Annotated in this window: 17 protein-coding genes and 1 pseudogene; 7 read left to right on the top strand and 11 right to left on the bottom strand. The window is 67.3% G+C overall.

What is annotated here, in order from left to right:
• Nucleotides 1-160: 160 nt before the first annotated feature.
• The 3 genes from AC0KS4_RS15295 to AC0KS4_RS15285 all read right to left on the bottom strand — a co-directional run bounded on the left by AC0KS4_RS15295 (nucleotide 161) and on the right by AC0KS4_RS15285 (nucleotide 2,340).
• A complete protein-coding gene (locus AC0KS4_RS15295) occupies nucleotides 161-496 on the bottom strand; it encodes a TFIIB-type zinc ribbon-containing protein (protein ID WP_014942886.1) in 336 nt (111 codons plus the stop codon).
• 122 nt (nucleotides 497-618) lie between these two features.
• A complete protein-coding gene (locus AC0KS4_RS15290; RefSeq protein ID WP_008260692.1) occupies nucleotides 619-1,356 on the bottom strand; it encodes a DUF1275 family protein in 738 nt (245 codons plus the stop codon).
• Between the two features lie 330 nt (nucleotides 1,357-1,686).
• On the bottom strand, nucleotides 1,687-2,340 hold the full coding sequence (locus tag AC0KS4_RS15285) for a cation efflux transmembrane domain-containing protein (RefSeq protein ID WP_043955849.1): 654 nt from the start codon (nucleotides 2,338-2,340) through the stop codon (nucleotides 1,687-1,689).
• A gap of 610 nt (nucleotides 2,341-2,950) precedes the next feature.
• Between AC0KS4_RS15285 and AC0KS4_RS15280 the strand changes: the two are divergent.
• Nucleotides 2,951-3,334 (top strand): annotated as a pseudogene (locus tag AC0KS4_RS15280) (hypothetical protein); the annotation flags it as partial.
• 28 nt (nucleotides 3,335-3,362) lie between these two features.
• On the opposite strand, the gene AC0KS4_RS15275 reads toward AC0KS4_RS15280, so the two are convergent.
• The 3 genes from AC0KS4_RS15275 to AC0KS4_RS15265 all read right to left on the bottom strand — a co-directional run bounded on the left by AC0KS4_RS15275 (nucleotide 3,363) and on the right by AC0KS4_RS15265 (nucleotide 4,476).
• Nucleotides 3,363-3,587: a deoxyribodipyrimidine photolyase gene (locus tag AC0KS4_RS15275; protein ID WP_225328495.1), complete on the bottom strand. Its 225-nt coding sequence runs from the start codon at nucleotides 3,585-3,587 to the stop codon at nucleotides 3,363-3,365.
• Between the two features lie 22 nt (nucleotides 3,588-3,609).
• Nucleotides 3,610-4,104, bottom strand: a complete 495-nt coding sequence (locus AC0KS4_RS15270; RefSeq protein ID WP_225328494.1) for an SRPBCC family protein — start codon at nucleotides 4,102-4,104, stop codon at nucleotides 3,610-3,612.
• A gap of 72 nt (nucleotides 4,105-4,176) precedes the next feature.
• Entirely contained in the window at nucleotides 4,177-4,476 is a 300-nt protein-coding gene (locus AC0KS4_RS15265; RefSeq protein WP_238956312.1) for a glycosyltransferase family protein, read from the bottom strand.
• A gap of 143 nt (nucleotides 4,477-4,619) precedes the next feature.
• Here AC0KS4_RS15265 and AC0KS4_RS15260 point away from each other — a divergent pair, with 143 nt between their 5' ends.
• Nucleotides 4,620-5,645 (top strand): Rv2578c family radical SAM protein, encoded by a 1,026-nt coding sequence (locus tag AC0KS4_RS15260; protein ID WP_238956311.1) that lies wholly within the window; start codon nucleotides 4,620-4,622, stop codon nucleotides 5,643-5,645.
• Between the two features lies 1 nt (nucleotide 5,646).
• Here AC0KS4_RS15260 and AC0KS4_RS15255 read toward each other — a convergent pair whose 3' ends face one another.
• On the bottom strand, nucleotides 5,647-7,230 hold the full coding sequence (locus AC0KS4_RS15255; RefSeq protein ID WP_238956310.1) for a purple acid phosphatase family protein: 1,584 nt from the start codon (nucleotides 7,228-7,230) through the stop codon (nucleotides 5,647-5,649).
• A gap of 101 nt (nucleotides 7,231-7,331) precedes the next feature.
• Here AC0KS4_RS15255 and AC0KS4_RS15250 point away from each other — a divergent pair, with 101 nt between their 5' ends.
• Nucleotides 7,332-7,775 (top strand): hypothetical protein, encoded by a 444-nt coding sequence (locus AC0KS4_RS15250; protein ID WP_238956309.1) that lies wholly within the window; start codon nucleotides 7,332-7,334, stop codon nucleotides 7,773-7,775.
• Here the strand turns inward: AC0KS4_RS15250 and AC0KS4_RS15245 are convergent.
• Nucleotides 7,750-8,274, bottom strand: a complete 525-nt coding sequence (locus AC0KS4_RS15245; RefSeq protein ID WP_238956308.1) for a helix-turn-helix domain-containing protein — start codon at nucleotides 8,272-8,274, stop codon at nucleotides 7,750-7,752. The two genes, AC0KS4_RS15250 and AC0KS4_RS15245, sit on opposite strands and share 26 nt — an antisense overlap.
• Before the next feature lie 76 nt (nucleotides 8,275-8,350).
• On the opposite strand from AC0KS4_RS15245, the gene AC0KS4_RS15240 reads away from it, so the two are divergent.
• Together AC0KS4_RS15240 and AC0KS4_RS15235 are read left to right on the top strand one after the other, a co-directional pair.
• Nucleotides 8,351-9,148 carry an aldolase gene (locus AC0KS4_RS15240; protein ID WP_225328488.1) on the top strand — a complete coding sequence of 266 codons (798 nt, stop codon included), beginning with the start codon at nucleotides 8,351-8,353 and terminating at the stop codon, nucleotides 9,146-9,148.
• Between the two features lie 36 nt (nucleotides 9,149-9,184).
• Complete coding sequence (locus AC0KS4_RS15235) at nucleotides 9,185-10,066, top strand: dihydrodipicolinate synthase family protein (RefSeq protein ID WP_238956307.1); 882 nt, start codon at nucleotides 9,185-9,187, stop codon at nucleotides 10,064-10,066.
• 82 nt (nucleotides 10,067-10,148) lie between these two features.
• On the opposite strand, the gene ypfJ is transcribed toward AC0KS4_RS15235, so the two are convergent.
• From ypfJ to AC0KS4_RS15220, 3 genes are read right to left on the bottom strand one after another with little or no spacing between them, the layout of a single operon-like run.
• Nucleotides 10,149-11,027: a KPN_02809 family neutral zinc metallopeptidase gene (gene ypfJ, locus AC0KS4_RS15230; RefSeq protein WP_238956306.1), complete on the bottom strand. Its 879-nt coding sequence runs from the start codon at nucleotides 11,025-11,027 to the stop codon at nucleotides 10,149-10,151.
• Nucleotides 11,028-11,036: 9 nt separating this feature from the next.
• Entirely contained in the window at nucleotides 11,037-11,534 is a 498-nt protein-coding gene (locus AC0KS4_RS15225; RefSeq protein ID WP_225328485.1) for an SRPBCC family protein, read from the bottom strand.
• Between the two features lie 9 nt (nucleotides 11,535-11,543).
• Nucleotides 11,544-12,431 carry an oxidoreductase gene (locus AC0KS4_RS15220; RefSeq protein WP_238957323.1) on the bottom strand — a complete coding sequence of 296 codons (888 nt, stop codon included), beginning with the start codon at nucleotides 12,429-12,431 and terminating at the stop codon, nucleotides 11,544-11,546.
• Nucleotides 12,432-12,475: 44 nt separating this feature from the next.
• Between AC0KS4_RS15220 and aspS the strand changes: the two genes are divergently transcribed.
• Nucleotides 12,476-14,269 carry an aspartate--tRNA ligase gene (gene aspS, locus AC0KS4_RS15215; RefSeq protein WP_238956305.1) on the top strand — a complete coding sequence of 598 codons (1,794 nt, stop codon included), beginning with the start codon at nucleotides 12,476-12,478 and terminating at the stop codon, nucleotides 14,267-14,269.
• Entirely contained in the window at nucleotides 14,266-14,700 is a 435-nt protein-coding gene (locus AC0KS4_RS15210; protein ID WP_238956304.1) for a nitroreductase family deazaflavin-dependent oxidoreductase, read from the top strand. The genes aspS and AC0KS4_RS15210 overlap by 4 nt, the downstream gene beginning before the upstream one ends.
• Nucleotides 14,701-14,703: the final 3 nt, after the last annotated feature.

Raw genomic sequence — 14,703 nt, 5'->3', positions numbered from 1 at the left:
ATCAATGCCAGGATCGCGCCGCTCAGATCCTGGGCACGCCGGCGCTGAGTTGGCTGAATTGACTAATTCAAGAACAACCCAGCATGGCATCAGTTACGGCGGACGCTACCGGTAGCAGACCACGACCAATCCTTAACCGGACCGCGTCAACACATCAATGTCAGTGATGTCCGCCGCGATATCCTCCGTGGCGACCACCGTAATAGCCTTCTCCGAACAATCCACCCAAAAATCCTCTAGGGCGGGGATTTTCGACGTACGCGGGCTGCGCTGGGTACTGCGCAGGCGCATACCCTCCCGGCGGTGGCGCGGGTTGGGGTGGCTGTTGGGCGGCGTAGAACTTGGCCTCGGCCTCGGAGAGTTGCTCTAGTTCGCCCCGGTCCAGGAAGACGCCGCCGCAACCCGTGCACTGATCGATCGTCACGCCGAAGCGCTGCACCGGCAGCATCTGCGACACACACCGCGGACACAGCAGCGTTGACTCTTTGGCCTCCATTGATCCGCGCTCGTCTGCCATTTGGACCTCCCTAATCAGGCAACGGCGATGCCTTACCCGCCCAGACTAACAAACTATAAACGCATGCGCATATACGAATGCGCATGGCTTGGGCTCCGCGGTTACCCCGCCGTCGCCTGATCAGCAAGGGAGCGATGCGAGCGCTCGGGGGCCGATATCGCGCGGGCCAATCGGGTGCTGCGCCGCCGGCTATACAGCAGGCTGGCTATCGCGACAGCCAGGCAGGCGGCAGCTGGAAGAAGCAGTGCGTTGTGGCCCAACCGGCCGCCAATGAGGGCGCCCGTCGCGCCGCCGCCGACGAATAGCACCACGGTCGTCGTGAGCACCGCGGCCTTCCACTTGTCCATCCCGTGGCGGCGGCTGCGGCCCAGTATCAATCCGAGGTCGGTGATGGTGCCGGTGAAGTGCGTTGTGCGGATTGCCATCCCGGGCGAGTTCGAGGTCATCGCGTTTTGCAGCCCGCACGCGGCCGCAGCCAGCAGCGCCTTGAACCCGGGAATCTCGATACCGGCTGCGGCCAACAGCAGCGCGGCCTCGGCGAGCAGGACCGCGGCGTGGCGCGCACTGGTGTGGGTTTGCACCGGCGCCAGTACAGCGCCGGCCCCGGCGGCTCCGGCCAGAAATCCGCCTACGATCAGTGCGATCATGCAGCTCTCGTACAGCAGCGGATTGGCTGAATCCATGCCCAGCTGGGTGCTCAACGCGGTCAGGTTGCCCACCGGAAACGCCAAGACCAGCAGCGCCACCGAATTGATGAATCCGGCAACCCCGGCCAGCAGCCCGTTGTAGCCGAGCACCAGCGCCCGCAGGCGCGTCTCACGGGTTGGCGTGTCCGGCATGTCTTTCCTGTCCGGTGATAGGCGGTGGCACAACGCTACCAAGACCGCGTTAAGAGAAGTCGCCTCCGCCCAACGCTGCTGCCCGAGAAAACCTATAAAATTTCGGATTGGGGGCCACTGCTGGCGCCATCACAACTGCCAGTCGCCATGGTTGTTCGACATGGGAGGTGCCCGCATAGCGGGCCCATTGGTGAACGCGAGTTATGGAGTAGTCCCAAAGGCGGGGGTGGTCAGCGATCCGGCACAACCACGGCCGATGGCGGAGGTCACCAGCAGCCGCCTGCCCCATCCCCCCGCGGCTGACGGTGCTCGCTGACGTGTCGTTCTGATTCAACATCCACAGTCCTCGCCGCGCCAGGCTCGAATGCCTTGCCACACGGCGACCGCGGCGATCGCAAGCCCGATCGCCGGATCAAACCACCAGCTCCCCGGCCAGTGGGCAGTTACCGCCAGGCCGACCAACACCGCGGCGGCCTGGGCCGCACAAAGATAGTTCTGGGTACCTTCGCCAGCGGTGGCCGGCGAGCCCAGCCGGACGGCGAGTTGCTTTTTGGCCCGGCCGAGGATAGGCATCGCCAACAAGGTAGCGGCCGTCAACACGATACCGATCATCGACGTCTCAGCGTGGTGCCCACCAGCGAGGTGCCGAATAGATTCGGCGGCGATGTAGGGGGCTGTCAGCCAAAACGACACCGCAACACCGTGCTGGGCGCGCCGTTCGGCGGTCTCGGACAGAGTCCGCGAGCCGGTGAACCGCCACGCCACCATCGCGCTGGCCAAGCCCTCTGGCGCGCTGCTTAGCGCCCACCCAGTCAGTGCGATAGACCCGACCGCCAGGCCCTGCCACAGCCCCACGACACCCTCGGTGAGCATCGCGATCAGGCTGACCCAGGCCAGACGCCGCGCCCAACGCGCGGCGCGATGCCATTCCCCGTCCCGCGCCAGAGACGTCTGCCCGACGTGCGTGGACTCCGCGCAGCACAGATCATCTGCAAGCTCGGTGGGATCGCCGACTGGACGGAAACTACTCACGAGGTTGGCTCCGTTAGCCAGCCGTCCGCGCCGCAGCTCGGGCACAAACCCACCGCATGGCCCATCACGGCCGACACGGCCCCCGAATAGCTGAGCCCATCAGCGAATGAGTGCTGCATCAACCGGGACAACAAAGTCAGCCCCGGTGGATCGGACACCGCCACGCCTCGGAGATGTAGGCAAACAGCGCATATCGATATCACCGACCGCTCCAAAACCACCAGCTGCAACTCATTAATAGACTGCAACATTTGCACTGGGCCATCTTATAGCCGGCGCGCAACCGCCCCGGCACCGCCACACTGTGACGGCTTCCGTTGAATTTGCGCAACATGGTGCGCGCACGCTCACTCCCATCCCGGGGTTCTGCGGTGGTAAACATCGAGGTCTCAGATGGCAGTGCTGATCCCGGTGCGGAGTTCTCAGCCCTGGCGTGGCGCGGTGGACTCCGATGAGGTGACGATGTGGCGCATCCAACCAGCACTCGCCGTGTGCCCGGTTTGCGGATCCTTAACGCGAATCCTTCTAGGCCCAAAGTAAGCGGGCACATTCATGACTTATCACTAACCTCAAGGCTTTGTGCCGGACGCATCATTTGGTGAAAACGTTTTGGGGCTGGCGCGACCAGCAACTGCCCGACGGCACGCTGATCTGGACCTCCCCGGCCGGGCGCACTTATGTGACTACCCCGGGCAGCGCCCTGCTGTTTCCCACCCTGTGCGCACCCACCGGCGACCTGCCCGCCCCGGCGCCAAGACCCCAACCCTGCGCCGACCGTGCCGCGATGATGCCCCCACGCCGCCGCACCCGCACCCAAGACCGCGCCACCCGCATCGCCACCGAACGCAAACACAACCGACTGGCGCGCCAGGCCGAAAGGCCTTCGTACGCTTGGTATTCCGATTCGACCCACGCCGTCGGGGATGGGGAGCCGCCGCCGTTCTAACGCGCCGGCGTCGGACGGCGCGGTCCGGTCATTTCTTGCTGGGAATGACGATCACCACAATCAGGGTGAGGATGGAGAAGAACAGTCCAAGGATTCCCCATCCCAGTGGGTTGCGGCCCTTCATCATGGCGATGACGCCGCAGACTATTGCGGCGATGATGCTGCCGATCGCGACGAAAATCCCTTTGATGCCACGCAGAATGAAGCCGGCCGCGACGGGATCCGAACTCGCCAGAATCATCGAATGCAACATGTCGATCCTTTCTGCCGCCCGGCTACAGGATTATTCCCCGGGGATAACCGCGGCGGACGGTGCGGTCGAGAATCCCCAGGGTCGCCCGCAGCGCGCCCTCGGACAGGATCGGGAAAATCCCGGCTTCCCGCCACTTGGGGTCGATGTCCGACCAGTCGTAGAACGAGGTGACCACGGTGGCCGCGCCGTCTTCGGTGGGCGCCAGCACGTAGCCGTACACGTGGCCGATCGGCGGTTGGATCTGCCCCAGAACCGTCCACGCAATCAGGCGATCCTGCTCGAACTGCTTGATGTCGACGGTGACGTCGTATCTGCCCAATTGCGGGAAATCATTCAAGGATTCGCGGTCCATGTGGACGACGAAGGTGTCGCCGACGCCGCGCACCGGATCACCCTCGGCGTCTTGGAGCATCCCGGACGAATCGATCGCCACGTGGCCCTGCGGGTCGCACAGCACGGCGAAGATGTCCGACGCGGGTGCGGCGATTGTGCGGGAAGTCTCGATGCGTTCGGTCATAAGTCCTCGTGGCTGACGTGGAGGGCGACGATCCGAAGCTTAGCCCCGGGTCCGGCCTTCATCAGAAGAGGGCTAATGCGGTGAGTTGACCAGATAACACTGCACGCGGCGAACGGCGTCCTCGCGCTTGACTCCCATGTTCACCAACCTCTCAACGACTTCGGCAGCTGGCACACCCGAAATAATGTCGTTGTCAATCACATGGACGCTGGGGAACCACAGGTCTGCACTCACCCCCGGCGGTGGGGGCTTCGCGTCGCCTCCGATGCATTGGGCGTAGCCATTGGCGCCGGTTTCCGCGTGAGCGGGCGACGCCCCCATCAGTACGACGACGGGAATGCCTACCGCCGCCGCGACATGGATCAAACGCATGCCTGAACACCCCGCCTTCGCCTCGGTTAACCGAAACTAATCTGGTTTGCTACCTCGCACAAGGCCGACTTTCGAAGGCGCACACAGGGTCGGATGAGCCGCCGGCGCTTGACTCGATCTCGAACTGATGTTCGAATGAAGGGATGCGGTGGGCAAACCAGGCCGTCGCGGTCAACGGGAAGCCGGTGGAGGACGGGGCGCTGCCGGGGCTGCAACGTATCGGTTTCGTCCGCAGCGTGCGCTCGCCGCAGTTCGAGGGGATCACCTTTCACGAGGTGCTGTGCAAGTCCGCGCTGAACAAGGTGCCGAACGCGGCGGCCCTGCCGTTTCGCTATACGGTCAACGGCTACCGCGGCTGCTCGCATGCCTGCCGGTACTGCTTCGCCCGGCCCACCCACGAATATCTGGAGTTGAACTGCGGCAACGACTTTGACACCCAGGTGGTCGTCAAGACCAACGTGGCCGAGGTGCTGCGCCGCGAACTGCGCCGCCCGTCGTGGCAGCGCGAGACCGTCGCCCTGGGCACCAACACCGATCCCTACCAGCGGGCCGAGGGGCGCTACGCGTTGATGCCCGCCATCATCGGCGCCCTGGCCGAATCGGGTACGCCGTTCTCGATCCTGACCAAGGGCACCCTGCTGCGCCGCGACCTGCCGCTGATCGCCGACGCCACAGCGCAGGTCCCGGTGTCGGTCGCGGTGTCGCTGGCGGTCGGGGATGCCGAGCTGCACCGCGACGTCGAGCCCGGCACGCCCACCCCGCAGGCCCGGCTGGGTCTGATCGGCGCGATCCGCGCCGCGGGGCTGGACTGTCATGTGATGGTCGCGCCGGTGCTGCCGTATCTCACCGATTCCGTCGAGCATCTCGACGGGCTGCTCGGCCAGATCGCGGCGGCCGGCGGCGGCAGCGTGACGGTTTTCGGTCTGCACCTGCGCAGCTCGACCCGCGGATGGTTCATGTCCTGGCTGGCGCGCTCCCATCCCCAACTGGTCGGCCGCTACCGCGAGCTGTACCGGCGGGGCGCCTACCTGCCGCAGGGTTATCGCGACATGCTGCGGGAGCGGGCCGCCCCGCTGATCGCCAAATACCGGCTGGCCGGCGATCACCGCCCGTTCTCCCAGGCGGTTTCGGCCGCGGCGCCGGAACCCGTTCAGCAGACGTTGTTTTGAGCTAGCCGGTCTTGTCGCGGCGCGGCTTGGTCAGCGTGAATTCGTCGATCACGACCATGGCGCCGAGCGGGCCCCGCAGCGCATAGTGCGTCGCCTTGATCGAGGTGTTGCCGCCGGGGTGGCCCGGGTCGACGTCGAAAGCCGCGAAGCCGTAAGGGTTGTCGCGGTCGCGGAACGCCGACCATGGCGCGTCCTCGAGGACGTAGATCGGCGCCTTGCGCCGCAGTCCGGGGTCAAACGCCCCCACGCCGGTGACCACCCGGCATCGGGGTTCGGGGAAGAACATCCCGTTGCTCGGCGCCGAGGTGCCGCCGCCGCCGATGACCAGGTGCACCGTTCCCCGGGTGGAGTCGATGAGATCGCTTCGGGTGTCGACGGGTATCGGCGTTCGGGTGTCGGTCCCCAGCGTCCCCCGCAACGGGTGCGAGCGCTCGTAGTGGTGTTCGTGGCCGCACACCACCAGATCGACCTGATACCGGTCGAACAGCGGCAGCCATTCCTCCCGAATGCCCAGGTCGGCCCCGTTGGTTTTGTCGGCGGTGGAGATCGCCGTCTGGTGCATGCACACGACCACCCAGTCGATGTCCGGATCGCTCCGGGCCGCGGCGAGTTCGCTTGCCAGCCAGCGCTTTTGCTCTCCGCCGGAGTAGCCGTGCACGTAGGAGTTGCCGCCGTCCTGGTAGGCCACGTCGTCGTTGGCCAGGCTGATCACCCGCACCGACCCGGCTTTGAACGAGTACCACAGGCCGCGGGTCTGGGGGCTGGACCCGGAATCGGGCACCGCGAAGTAGGTCTGGTAGGCGCCGTAACCGATTGGGCCGTTCCCCAATTCGTTCTCGTGGTTGCCGGCCGCCGGCATCCAGGGCCGGTGGCGCGCCGAGCGGGTGTTGTTGTCGAACCAGTTCGACCAGGTGCGGATCCGGTTTTGGGCCAGGTTGGCGTAGCACAGGTCGCCGTTGACCAGGTTGAACAGCGGGCCGAGGCGCTCGATGGCCATGGTGGTGTCGGCGGCGGCGGGCGAGCCGATGTTGTCGGTGGCATAGCGACCGTCGGGCATCTTGGCCAGGGCCGGGGTCGATTGGTCGCCGAAGCTGGTGAAACGCAATGGCTTTCGTCCTGACGGTGCCGTGCGCACGGTTCCCTGTTCCGGTTCGGCGCCGTCGTGCACCGCGGCGTACACGTAGTCGGTGTCCGGGGTCAGGTCGGTCAGCCGGGCGTGGTTGACGCGAACTTCGGTGTTGGACTTCGCGTCCCGGTAGGTGCGGGTCTCGGCGGCCACGGTGCGGCCGAAGCCGGATGTCGGTGTGCCGAGCATGACGCGCGGATTGCGGACGGCGTCGGTGGTGTGCCAGGACACCACCACCTCGGTCGCGGCGTCCTTGCCGAATTGCAGGTGCAGGCCGCCGATCGGCGGCGCGCCGTTGCGGTCGGGCTGCAGCCAGGCCGACGGCCCGCGGGAGCTTGCGGACTGCGACCACAGCAGCGTGGCGCCGCCCACCCCGACGCCGCCGAGGACCGCGGAGGCCGCACTCGATGTGAGTAACCGGCGGCGGCTGATGCCGGCGGGTTCCGAATCGTTGCTCACCCTTGCTTCATACCGGAGCCGAGCAACCTGAAGGTGAACGCCCCGCATGGTAGGAGCCGTTTCCCGGATGCGGCTGTAACGGATTCGGTAGCGTTTGAGATATGACGAACGTGCGAATAGCGACCACGGGGATCGCGGCGGCGACGTTTGCCGCGGCCGCTGCGATGATTGCGACGCCCGCGACCTCCCATGCGGATCCCGCCGGCCACCAGGTGACGTACACGATCACCGCCACCGGCAACCTGACCGGCAACGTCAGGTACATGAACAGCGATCCGCCCAGCCAGGCGGCCTTCAACTCGAACTCGTCGCAGTTCCTGAACACCGTGCAGACGGCGTTCGCCGCCGGGCAGCCGCTCGTCTACAACGCCACCCTGGCGGACCCCAACCAGTGGGCGTTCGTCAACGCCAGCGGCGGATGCCACTGGCCGGACTGCGACTCGTCGAACATGCCGCAGATTCAGTGCCAGATCGCGGTGGACGGCCAGGTCGTGGTGACCCAGAGCGCCACCACCGGCGTCACCTGCTCGACGCGTCCCTGGTAGCCACGACGACGACTTCGGCGGGTTCGGCGCCCACGGCCCGGACCTTGTGGCTGATCGACGCGTCGAAATAGGCGCTGTCGCCGGGCCCGAGCGTGTACGTCTGATCCCCGTAGTCGAGTTCGACGGTCCCGGCGTGCACGAACATGAATTCCTGACCCGCGTGCTCCGGATGCGGGTCATCGGCCAGCTTCTCCGTCGGGCGAACCACGAACGGCGACATCGACTTTCCCAGCAGCGACGCGGCCAGCACCCGGTAGCGCTCGCCCTCGGCGGTCGCGGCGCGTTCGACGGTGATCTTCTCGTGCGCCGCCTCGTCGGAGAACAGCCGCCCGACGTCGACGTCCAGCGCCTTGGCGACCTTGAGGGCGACCGCGATCGACGGCGTGCTGCGCCGACGTTCGATCTTGGACAGGTAGCTCTTGGTCAGCCCGGTCTGCTGGGCCAGGGCCTCCAGGGTGAGGCCGCGTTGCTTGCGGACCGCGCGCAGCAGTGCGGTCACCGGCCGCCCCTCTCATGACACAAGGTTTCCTATAGTGATACTATTGTGTCACACGTTCGCGCCGAGGGAGCCCGTTATGGCCAGCACGTTCACCGATTCGAAATCCGACTTGATGCGCCGGGCCGCCGAACAGTTGACGGCCTTTCAAGCCAAAGACGCCGCCGATTCGCAGCTGACCACACGCCAGAAGCTGGCCCTGACGTGCCGCGCGCTGTTCGACGCCGGGCACGACTCCGGGCTGGCCGGACAGATCACCGCCCGCGCCGAGACGGACGGCACCTACTACACCCAGCGGCTCGGCCTGGGTTTCGACGAGATCACCGACGCCAACCTGCTCCTGGTCGACGAGGACCTCAACGTCCTCGATGGTGACGGGATGGCCAACCCCGCCAACCGTTTTCACAGCTGGATCTATCGCGCGCGCCCCGACGTGCAATGCATCGTGCACACGCACGCGTTCCACGTGGCGGCGCTGTCGATGCTGGAGGTTCCGCTGATCGTGTCCCACATGGACACCACACCGCTCTACGGCGACTGCGCGTTTCTGGCCAAGTGGCCGGGCGTGCCGGTCGGCAACGAAGAGGGGGAGATCATCTCCGCCGCGCTCGGCGACAAGAAGGCGGTCCTGCTGGCCCACCACGGCCACGTCATCGCCGGCGCCAGCGTCGAGGAGGCGTGCTCGTTGGGAGTCCTCATCGAGCGCGCCGCCAAACTGCAGCTGGCCGCCATGGCCGCCGGCACCGTCAAAGAGCTACCCGAAGAACTGGCCCGCGAGGCCCACGACTGGACGCTGTCGCCGCAGCGTAGTCGCGCCAACTTCGCCTACTACGCCCGCCGGGCCCTCGCCCGGCACCCGGACGTGCTGACCGGCTAAACCGTTACCCACCAACCGAATCCGAGGAGTCCGCCTGTGGTGCAAACGTCCGAGACCAAGATCCACGGCATCATCGCCTACCCGGTAACGCCGTTCTCTGGGGACGGCATCGACACGAAACGCCTTGCGGCGCTGGTCGACCGGCTGGTGTCCGCGGGCGTTCATGCGATCGCGCCGCTGGGCAGCACCGGTGAACTGGCCTATCTGGACGAACCCGAATTCGACACCGTGGTCGACACCACCATCGCCACCGTCGCGGGCCGGGTGCCGGTGGTCGTCGGCGTGTCGGATGTGACCACCGCCAAGACCGTTCGGCGCGCCACCTACGCCCAGCAGGCCGGGGCCGACGCCGTGATGATCCTGCCCGTGTCCTACTGGAAGCTGAGCGAGCGGGAGATCTTCCAGCACTACCGCAGCATCGGCGACGCCATCTCGATCCCGATCATGGCCTACAACAACCCGGCCACCAGCGGCGTCGACATGCCGCCCGAGTTGCTGGTCCGCATGTTCGAATCCATCGACAACGTGACCATGGTCAAGGAGTCCACCGGCGACCTGACCCGCATGCAGCGCATCGCCGAACTGTCCGGCAACCGGCTGCCCTTCTACAACGGCAGCAACCCGCTGGTGCTCGACGCGCTCAAGGCCGGCGCGTCCGGATGGTGCACGGCCGCACCGTGTTTGCGGCCCCAGCCGTGCATCGACCTCTACGAGGCGGTGCGGGCGAACGACCTCGACACGGCCCAGAAGCTGTACGACGATCTCAAGCCGCTGCTCACCTTCATCGTCGCGGGCGGACTGGCCACGACCGTCAAGGCCGGTCTGGAGCTGCTCGACTTCCCGGTCGGGGACCCGCGCGCGCCGCTGCTCCCGCTCGATGAGCAGGGTCGCACCGAACTGAAAGGCCTACTGGCTTAGCCCGATTGCCCTACTCGTCCTCACCCCGCTGCGCGGGCTGCATCGTCGTAGGGCTAGCCCGATTGCGCTGCTCGTCGTAGGGCTAGCCCAATTCCGGCGCGGAGAAGGTGTCGCACTTCTTCGGGTCACCGGTCTGATAGCCGACGGTGAACCAATGCTGGCGCTGGTCCGAGGAACCGTGCGTCCAGGACTCGGGGTTGACCCGTCCGGTCGCCTGCTTCTGGATGCGGTCGTCGCCCACCGACGCCGCGGCCGAGAGGGCGTCGGCAATGTCCTTGTCGCTCAACGGCTCCAGGTAGGGCACACCGGTGCTCTCCTGCTTGACCGTCGAGGCGTAGTGCGCCCAGATCCCGGCGTAGCAGTCGGCCTGCAGCTCGGTGCGCACGCCGTTGCCGCCGGAGCCCTGCGCGCCCTGCTGGGCGCGGCCGAGCAGGCCCTGCAGCTGTTGCACGTGGTGGCCGTATTCGTGGGCAACGACGTACTCCTGGGCGAATGGCCCACCGCTGGAACCGAATCGGTCGACCAGCTCTTGGAAGAAATCGGTGTCGAAGTACGCCGTCTGGTCGGCCGGGCAGTAGAACGGCCCGACCGCGGTGGTGGCCGCCCCGCAGCCGGTGCTCACCCGGGCGGTGAACAGCCGCACATGGGGGCGGGTGTAACCGTTCATCAGCTGATGCCACACCGCGTCCACGGAGTTGCCGGTGGCGACCACGCGGCACTGCACGTACTTGTTGGCGTCGGCGCCGGTCTTGCACTGGCTCAGGTCGAAGCCGGGCGCGGAATAGCCGCCGGTGTTGGTCTGCGGCTGGTTCATCACGCGACCGGGGTCGACGCCCAAAAACAGCGCCCCGAGCAGGATGATCAGCCCGAGGCCGCCGCCCCCGACGGCCATCCCCATCCCGCCGCCGCCGGACGACGACGCTGCGCTGGTGTCGATCTGCATGCCCTCGTTGAAGGTCATGACACGCTCCTAAGGTTGCCGGGTCGCAAGGGAGTCGGTGTAGCTGCGGAGATTGCGCAGGTATCGGCGCAGGGCCAGGTTCAGCAGCGGCCCGACCACCACCATCGCCAGCTTCGCCGGGCCGGCCGGCTTCTGGGCCATGGTCCACGTCAGCCGGCAGCCGCCCGGGATAACCTCGACCCGGTAGTCCTCGGCGAAGGCCGCCACGGATTTGGTCGAGCATTCATTGAACCGAAACGCCATGTGCGTGAAGGGTTCCCACGCGAGGAATTCCTCGTTGCCGACGATGCCGCCGCGCATCTCGACGACGCGGGTGGTGCCGACGCCGCGCGGCTCGGGGCTGGTCCAGGTCACCTTGGTGATCACCTTCGCCCAGCGCGGCCAGGACCCCGCGTCGGAGAGCACCTCGAACAGCTGCTCGGGGGTGATGGCCAGGTCGACGCTGTTGCGGAACGCAAATGGCGCCGTATCGATGAAGTTCACGTCGACGCGCTCGCAGGGGAACATGAAAATAATCTAGCCGGGGCCGTCGCTGGCCGCGGCCAGTAAGGGCACCACGACGTCGCTGATCGGTGTGGCCAGGCCGTGAGCGCGGGCCTTGCGAATGATCACGCCGTTGCGGACGTCCCATTCCATCGGCCGGTGATTTTCCGCGTCGGCCAGGATCGACGTGCTCATGTCCTCGGCGACGTTGCGGAACATGTCGGCCAACTCGTCGACGATGCCGTCGGGCAGGCGGGCGCCCTCGGCGCGGGCGACGGCCAGGCATTCGGCGACATAGCCGCGCGACAGCGCGGCCACGTCGTCGCGGCGGAACATCCCGGACCGCCGCCGCGACAGCGCCATGAACCCGGCCAGCGCGTTGGTGAGCAGCTTGCGCCAGGCCGCGGTGATGATGTCGGGGTCGCAGTCCACCCGGCAGCCGGCGCCGCGCAGCAGGTCGGCGACCGTCGCCGCCGAGGGCCCGCTGGGCAGCACCAGGGCCGCCTCGCCGCGCAGCCGCACCCAGCCGCCGGGCTGGGACTCGGCCGAGTACCAAACGATGCCGGGGATGACGGGCGATTGCGGGCAGTGCGGCCGCACCTGCTCGACCTGCTCCACACCGTTTTGCAGCACCACGACGATGGTGTGGACGTCGCAGAGCCGGGCCAGCCAGCCGGCCGCCCGCGCGTTCTGGGTGGCCTTGACGGCCAACAGCACCACGTCCACCGGGCCGGAAACCTCCGCGGGATCGGTGTGCACCGGGCCGGGGACGACGATCGGGTCGGCGCCGTCGGGCCGCAGTTCGATGCTCTCGCGCGGGGTGCGGCCGCACACCACGATCGAATGTCCGGCCCGATGCAGCAGCGCGGCGACCGTCGTACCGACGGCGCCCGGACCGACGAGTGCGATGTTTGTGGCGATACGAGCGAAACTACACCGCCCCTTAGACTGATCTGTCGTCCAACGTGAAGGGGAGTGTTTTTGTGCTGCGCAGCCACGCCGCCGGGTCGCTGAGGAGTAGCGACGCCGGGCAGCAGGTGACGCTAGCGGGCTGGGTGGCCCGCCGCCGCGACCACGGCGGCGTCATCTTCATCGACCTGCGCGACGCCTCCGGGATCACCCAGGTGGTGTTCCGCGCCGACGACGTGCTGGCCCAGGCGCACCGGCTGCGCGCCGAGTTCTGCGTCGCGGTCACCGGCGTGGTCGAGATCCGCCCGGAAGGCAACGCCAACCCCGAGATCGCCACCGGCGACATCGAGGTCAACGCCACCGCGCTGACCGTGCTGGGGGAGAGCGCGCCGCTGCCCTTCCAGCTCGACGAGCCCGCCGGCGAGGAACTGCGGCTGAAGTACCGCTACCTCGATTTGCGGCGCGACGGCCCCTCGGAAGCAATTCGGTTGCGCTCCAAGGTGAATGCCGCCGCGCGCGCGGTGCTCGCGCAGCACGATTTCGTGGAGATCGAAACACCGACGATCACCCGCTCGACCCCCGAAGGCGCGCGCGACTTTCTGGTGCCGGCCCGGCTGCACCCCGGCTCGTTCTACGCCCTGCCGCAGAGCCCGCAGCTGTTCAAGCAGCTGCTGATGGTCGCCGGGATGGAGCGCTACTACCAGATCGCCCGCTGCTACCGCGACGAGGATTTCCGCGCCGACCGCCAGCCGGAGTTCACCCAGCTCGACATGGAGATGAGCTTCGTGGACGCCGAGGACATCCTCGCCATCTCCGAGGAGATCCTGTCCGCGCTGTGGGCGCTGATCGGGTATGAGATCCCGACGCCCATCCCGCGGATCAGCTACGCCGAGGCGATGCAACGGTTCGGCTCCGACAAGCCCGACATGCGTTTCGGGCTCGAACTCGTCGACTGCACAGAGTTCTTCTCCGACACCACATTTCGCGTCTTCCAGGCACCGTACGTCGGTGCCGTGGTGATGCCGGGCGGCGCCTCGCAGCCCCGGCGGACGCTGGACGGCTGGCAGGAGTGGGCCAAGCAGCGCGGCCACCGCGGGCTGGCCTACGTGCTGATCGCCGACGACGGCACGCTGGGCGGCCCGGTCGCCAAGAACCTGTCCGACGCCGAACGCGACGGCCTGGCCGCCCACGTGGGGGCCAAGCCGGGGGACTGCGTGTTCTTCTCGGCGGGCCCGGCGAAGCCGTCGCGGGCCCTGCTGGGGGCGGCGCGCGGTGAGATCGCGCACCGGCTGGGCATGATCGACCCGGACGCCTGGGCGTTCGTCTGGGTGGTGGACCCGCCGCTGTTCGAGCCCGCCGACGACGCGACCGCGGCCGGCGACGTGGCCGTCGGCTCGGGCGCGTGGACCGCGGTGCACCACGCGTTCACCTCACCCAAGCCGGGTCACGAGGACGCGATCGACACCGATCCGGGCAACGTGCTCGCCGACGCCTACGACATCGTCTGCAACGGCAACGAGATCGGCGGCGGCTCGATTCGTATCCACCGCCGCGACATCCAGGAGCGGGTGTTCGCGGTGATGGGACTGGACCACGCCGAGGCCGAAGAAAAGTTCGGGTTCCTGTTGGAGGCCTTCACCTTTGGCGCACCTCCGCACGGCGGGATCGCCTTCGGCTGGGACCGGATCAACGCCCTGCTGTCCGGGGTGGACTCCATCCGCGAGGTGATCGCGTTCCCGAAGACCGGCGGCGGCGTCGACCCGCTCACCGATGCGCCGGCGCCGATCACCGCCCAGCAGCGCAAGGAGTCCGGAATAGACGCCAAGCCCGAGAAGGTTGACCGGGCATGAGCGAACACCTCCCGGACACCGAGACCATCAACGCGTTCAACCAGTCCATCGCCGACGAGTTCCGCGCCAACGGCGGCAAGGTCGGCGGCCAGTTCGCCAACGCCAACCTGCTGCTGCTGCACACGACCGGCGCCAAGTCGGGCCAGCCCCGGGTGTCGCCGCTGGCGTACTTCCACATCGACGGCAAGCTCATCATCATCGGCTCCTTCGCCGGCGCCCCGGTCAGCCCGGCCTGGGTGCACAACCTGCGGGCCAACCCGAGCGCCCGCGTCGAGGTCGGAACCGACGCATTCGACGTCACTGCGCGCGAGCTGCCGACCGACGAGCGCGACGCTCTCTTCGACAAGGTCACCGCCGCGGCGCCCGGCTTCGCCGAGTACCAGGCCAAGACCAGCAGGGTGATTCCGCTGTTCGAGTTAATCCGGACCTAGCCG

Source organism: Mycobacterium sp. NTMscope_MAC_12 (genome assembly GCF_976985675.1).
Note: the sequence above shows the minus strand (reverse complement) of the source record. Positions and strands in the feature narration are given on the sequence as shown.